Consider the following 1,438-nt stretch of genomic DNA (forward strand, 5'->3'; position numbering starts at 1 on the left):
CTTTACGGAATGGATGACCGATAAAGCCATAATCCGTCAGAATCCGGCGTAAATCGGGATGGCCATCAAACACGATGCCGAATAAATCAAATGCTTCGCGCTCGTACCAGTTGGCGGAATGCCAGATTTCAGTCAAGGAAGGCAACACGGGCATCGCATTATCCGGCGCAAAGGTTCTAATGCGCACGCGCGCGTTATGCTGAATCGACAATAGATGAATCACGACTGCAAAGCGAGGCGAATCTGTCGAATCCTCATCCCTATCGTCTTCACGATTACCATAGGCTGAGTAGTCCACACCACATAGATCAATCAGTTGCTCAAAGCGCAGCGATGCGTCGTCACGCAATATTTGCGCGATTTCAATCAGCTTGTCCGATTGGATGGTGAGTGTGATTTCTCCTAGATCATCCGTCATGCCTTGTAAACGGTCGCTTAACTTTGCGGAGAGACGCGCTTTAAGATTTTTCAGGCGAATATTTGTCATTGAGAAACGGCAGCCGAGACTACGGCCGGGCAATCGTATTTTTCCGCCTGATTTTGGCCTGTAGCTGAAGAATGCCGTACACCAGCGCCTCAGCCGTTGGCGGACATCCAGGCACGTAGACATCGACAGGCACAATGCGGTCGCAGCCGCGCACAACCGAATAGGAATAATGATAATAACCGCCGCCATTCGCGCACGAGCCCATTGAAATCACCCAGCGCGGCTCGGCCATCTGATCATAGACTCTGCGCAGTGCAGGCGCCATTTTGTTGCACAGTGTACCGGCGACGATCATCACGTCAGACTGCCGCGGACTCGGACGGAAGACAACCCCGAAACGGTCCAGATCGTAGCGGGAAGCGCCGGCATGCATCATTTCGACCGCGCAACACGCCAAACCAAAGGTCATCGGCCATAATGAGCCAGTGCGCGTCCAGTTGATCAATCGATCCGCTGTGGTCGTGATAAAACCTTGCTTTAATATACCTTCGACATCCATTGTTCTACTGCCGCGTTTGAAAACTGCGCTATACCCAATCTAAACCGCCTCTTTTCCAAATGTACGCAAAACCGAGAATCAGCTCAAATAGAAAAAACATCATCGCAAAAAAACCAGGCCAGCCAATATCGCGTAACGCAGCGCCCCACGGGAAAAGAAAGGCCGTTTCCAGATCGAAAATAATAAAGAGAATGGCAACCAGATAATATCGTACGTCGAATTTCATTCGCGCATTTTCAAACGCGTCAAATCCGCATTCATACGGCGCATTTTTTGCCTGATCGGGCCGGTTCGGCCCCAATAATTTGCCAATGCTGAGAAAGGCAATGCCGAATCCCGCGCCGGCCAGGATAAAAAATAGGATGGGAAGGTAGGCGGAAAGATTCAAGACACGCTCGGAATGTTTTAAATATGATAGGGCTATTCATTTTAAGAATTCCGGGAGAGTGTTG

At 50.1% G+C, this 1,438-nt stretch carries 3 protein-coding genes; all 3 read right to left on the bottom strand.

Annotation, left to right across the window (positions count from 1 at the left end; translation table 11 throughout):
• The coding region (locus CAGGBEG34_RS00055; RefSeq protein ID WP_042687016.1) for an NADH-quinone oxidoreductase subunit C at positions 1-487 on the bottom strand (487 nt) is incomplete at its 3' end.
• A 19-nt stretch (positions 488-506) separates the two neighbouring features.
• Positions 507-986: a NuoB/complex I 20 kDa subunit family protein gene (locus tag CAGGBEG34_RS00060; RefSeq protein WP_006681921.1), complete on the bottom strand. Its 480-nt coding sequence runs from the start codon at positions 984-986 to the stop codon at positions 507-509.
• A gap of 28 nt (positions 987-1,014) precedes the next feature.
• Complete coding sequence (locus tag CAGGBEG34_RS00065; RefSeq protein WP_006681922.1) at positions 1,015-1,374, bottom strand: NADH-quinone oxidoreductase subunit A; 360 nt, start codon at positions 1,372-1,374, stop codon at positions 1,015-1,017.
• Between the last annotated feature and the right edge of the window lie 64 nt (positions 1,375-1,438).

Source organism: Candidatus Glomeribacter gigasporarum BEG34 (assembly GCF_000227585.1).
GTDB lineage: Bacteria > Pseudomonadota > Gammaproteobacteria > Burkholderiales > Burkholderiaceae > Glomeribacter > Glomeribacter gigasporarum_B.

Excerpts from the sequence above, each read along its gene's own strand:
- CAGGBEG34_RS00060 (WP_006681921.1), bottom strand. The coding sequence starts at position 986 with ATGGATGTCGAAGGTATATTAAAGCAAGGTTTTATCACGACCACAGCG.